This window comes from Acetobacter fallax, from assembly GCF_011516735.1.
GTDB lineage: Bacteria > Pseudomonadota > Alphaproteobacteria > Acetobacterales > Acetobacteraceae > Acetobacter > Acetobacter fallax.
Window position 1 is genome coordinate 1 of sequence record NZ_WOSX01000099.1, and the last position, 3,144, is coordinate 3,144.

At 37.5% G+C, this 3,144-nt stretch carries 5 protein-coding genes; 2 read left to right on the forward strand and 3 right to left on the reverse strand.

What is annotated here, in order from left to right; all coding sequences use genetic code 11:
- Positions 1-156 precede the first annotated feature (156 nt).
- Positions 157-1,068, forward strand: a complete 912-nt coding sequence (locus tag GOB85_RS18510; protein ID WP_173578837.1) for a hypothetical protein — start codon at positions 157-159, stop codon at positions 1,066-1,068.
- Positions 1,065-1,589: a hypothetical protein gene (locus tag GOB85_RS18515; RefSeq protein WP_198912242.1), complete on the forward strand. Its 525-nt coding sequence runs from the start codon at positions 1,065-1,067 to the stop codon at positions 1,587-1,589. The genes GOB85_RS18510 and GOB85_RS18515 overlap by 4 nt, the downstream gene beginning before the upstream one ends.
- A 52-nt stretch (positions 1,590-1,641) precedes the next feature.
- On the opposite strand, the gene GOB85_RS18520 is transcribed toward GOB85_RS18515, so the two are convergent.
- From GOB85_RS18520 to GOB85_RS18530, 3 genes are read right to left on the reverse strand one after another with little or no spacing between them, the layout of a single operon-like run.
- Complete coding sequence (locus GOB85_RS18520; protein ID WP_173578838.1) at positions 1,642-2,205, reverse strand: recombinase family protein; 564 nt, start codon at positions 2,203-2,205, stop codon at positions 1,642-1,644.
- A 1-nt stretch (position 2,206) separates the two neighbouring features.
- Positions 2,207-2,695, reverse strand: coding sequence for a hypothetical protein (locus GOB85_RS18525; RefSeq protein ID WP_173578839.1), 489 nt, complete (start codon positions 2,693-2,695; stop codon positions 2,207-2,209).
- Positions 2,692-2,904 carry a hypothetical protein gene (locus GOB85_RS18530; protein WP_173578840.1) on the reverse strand — a complete coding sequence of 71 codons (213 nt, stop codon included), beginning with the start codon at positions 2,902-2,904 and terminating at the stop codon, positions 2,692-2,694. Before GOB85_RS18530 ends, GOB85_RS18525 begins: the two co-directional genes overlap by 4 nt.
- Positions 2,905-3,144: the final 240 nt, after the last annotated feature.

The window sequence follows — 3,144 nt, forward strand, 5'->3', positions numbered from 1 at the left end:
TAACCCCGGACCAGATGGCCAACAGCAACGCCGTCAGAAGGGCGGCATAACAACAACCGGGTATAGCTTATCAAGCCCGCAAAACTGTCCGAACGGACGGGACCACCTCAAGACTGGTTAGAGTTTTTGAATGGTATTAATAATGAGGCTTCATACGTGACTGCGACCATATGCCTAAGAATCTACTCCTTGTATGTCTATAAAGAGGGTGACAGGGAGCGCAAGAAAACGGCATATAAAGATATTGCGGGACTTAAGGACTTCGTGACCTCATACATTAGCGCAATGCCATCAGAAAACACTGACGATAAACTTGCAAGGTCTTGGTATTTTGAACAAAAGAATACGAATGAACCTGATAGAGAGCAAGGCTATATTCACTATGGAAATTATGGATATAGTAGTAGATTTAAAAATAGAGTAAGCAAAAAATATGTGTATGACAGGTCAACGAGTGATGTAGAAGAGATACCTCTCTATTATAATTTTTGGATGCCTAATAAAGAAGATATTTTTTTCTCGTTTCAAAACTTTCAAGGCCGCTCATGCATCCAATTAATATTCCAAAGTTTACAAGATTGGTTCTCAAAAAATCATAAAGGCTATAAACTTAGCGTCCGAAAAATTGTTCCCCATTTGATGAGGGGAACAACATTTGCTGAAGCTCCAGTTAAAAAACTTACTCTCTCTAGACGTAAATCACCTTCGGATGTTACGGACCGCTATACTGGAGGTAATGCGGAAGAGGTAAATCTCGAACTGCGTATTTCAGCTACTCGAAGCAAACATTTGGGAAGTTTGCTGAGTCTGATAGACCGATTCAAGCATCCTGAAACAAAAATGCTCACGTTTGGTGATATTGTATTTGAAGAAGCCTCTGCCGAAATTAAAATTGGTGGAAAACCTCGTAAAGTTGGTGTATTTGGGTACGATAAGGATGCGGGTCTTATCGACATTACAGACGAAATTAAATTTTCGGACAATGGGCACCCTGAATTCGATTCAATTAGAGAACAATCTACCGAATTACTAGATGGAATATATTCCGCTTTTGGTGAGCAGAAATGAAAATAGGAGTATTAGGCGTATTAAAAAACCATTTTAATACGCTATATAACGACAATACAAAAAAAATATCGGTTCTAGATGTTTTTTTGTTCTATATAGCTCCAGTTTTGGTTGTGTATCCGTCCTATAAATACAAACTAATTTTGAGTAAAGATTTTTACAATCTTTCTATAACATTTTTTGGAATATTTATTGCCCTTCTACTTAATATAGAGGTAGCAATATTTGCTATTTTTACTAGAAAATGGAAAAACAATTCCGATGAAAATGGAGAAAAATTTTCCGAAAGAAATAAGTTAATATCAGAAGTTGATAGCAATATATCATATCTCGTATTGGTTTGTTTTTTTGCGTTATTTTTTTGTTTAGCAGTTTTTGGCGTAAGCTCCATAAAGGATTCTTATAATAGTTGGTATGCAAGTTGTGTCTTAATTTATTTTTACGGTCATTTTGGCCTCACCCTATTAATGATTATTAAAAGGTCTCACGCTCTGTTTCAAAGAGAATATCGGGAGAGTTAAATCCCGATATAGCTCAAATAGTATTAAAAATTAAATTTTACCATGATATATATTATTGAAAAATCATGTCTTCCTGATGCCGCAATACTTTCCAGACGTAAGAGCGTGAAATCCCGAGACGCTTACCAATTTCAGTATTAGCAACGCCCTGACGTTTGAGATTGAACACTTGCTCAATCCTGTCCCAATCGGCTTTCCTGCCCTTATAGACGCCCTCCTTTTTGGCCTTGGCTATGCCTTCGAGTTGACGTTCACGCCTCAACTCCGTTTCGAACTGAGCGAAGACACCGAGTAATGAGACGAACATACGTCCCATCGCACTACTGGTATCAATCGGCTGTTCAGTGGCTATCAGGCTAACGCCTTTGGCTTCTAACTCTTGGACGATATCAGACAGGTCTCCGAGTGAACGAGCCAGCCTATCAATACGAGTAATAACCAGAGCATCACCCTTACGAAGGAACTGCAAGAGATTTTCAAGCTCTTGCCTGCCCTCTCTGGACGTACCAGAAACCTTCTCACCACGAACAAGTTCGCACCCTGCTTTTTCCAAGGCATCTATCTGTATATCGAGTGATTGCTCTTCACTCGACACACGTGCATATCCATATTTCATATCAAATATTCCTCATTATAATATCTAAACGCTTGGCTATCCCATGGATATTTTTAATATCGTTTAAAGATATAATGTTTTTTATATCATCTTTGATGATATCAATGATTTCCTGTTTATTGTTGTCCTGTGAAATTTTTACAGGAACAGGAGCCAGACCTTCGGGATATATTCCATTATTAACGCAATCTGCCCAATACCTTGCTGTATCCTGCTTGATGTCGAACATTTTGCAGATATCTTGAATAGATATTTTTTGGCTCAGTGTTTCTTCGAAAGCTTCAAAGCTTATTTTGGGCCTTACAATAATTAAAGGCTCAGGCTTCCTTCTGGGGGGTCGTATTTTCTTTGATACCAATCCGTACTTAACTGCTAATTGACGGGCATATGCTGGTACAATTTCAAAATATTGAGCAATATCAGAAAGACTCATCCCCTCCTGAATCATCTCTTTGAACTCGGTCTCGTTTACCTTTCTTTTAGTATTCATACTTTTAATCCTCTTTTATTTAATTCATTCAATATTAATTTCGTTTGTTCTTTTTTATCTTCGAGATAAATATAATTATTGTCCAGAATATCCAAATACCAGCGAAGATAATCAGATGTAGTAAACCAAAAACTATTATCTTCACCGTCTTCCAGATTCTGAAATGTTCCACGTATATCATTGTAAATTACATGATGTATTCCCTTCATAAGTGCCTCCTATTGTTTCTTATGAGTCTAAGAGATGAGAAAACTCTCTGTTGACTAATTATATTATAACCTAAAAGAAACAGTATTTTGGCAATTTACGTATATTTTTATTGTTTCCTAAGGGAGTACCTAAGTGTCTGACCGAAAATGAGTTGAGTGATTTCAGCGGGTTATGATTCATGGGTTTGCGATAACCTGATGAGATCAAGATGGCCTGGACTGAAATCACCCGAGCGCAGT

Excerpts from the sequence above, each read along its gene's own strand:
- GOB85_RS18530 (WP_173578840.1), bottom strand. The coding sequence starts at position 2,904 with ATGAAGGGAATACATCATGTAATTTACAATGATATACGTGGAACATTT.
- GOB85_RS18515 (WP_198912242.1), top strand. The coding sequence starts at position 1,065 with ATGAAAATAGGAGTATTAGGCGTATTAAAAAACCATTTTAATACGCTA.
- GOB85_RS18525 (WP_173578839.1), bottom strand. The coding sequence starts at position 2,695 with ATGAATACTAAAAGAAAGGTAAACGAGACCGAGTTCAAAGAGATGATT.
- GOB85_RS18520 (WP_173578838.1), bottom strand. The coding sequence starts at position 2,205 with ATGAAATATGGATATGCACGTGTGTCGAGTGAAGAGCAATCACTCGAT.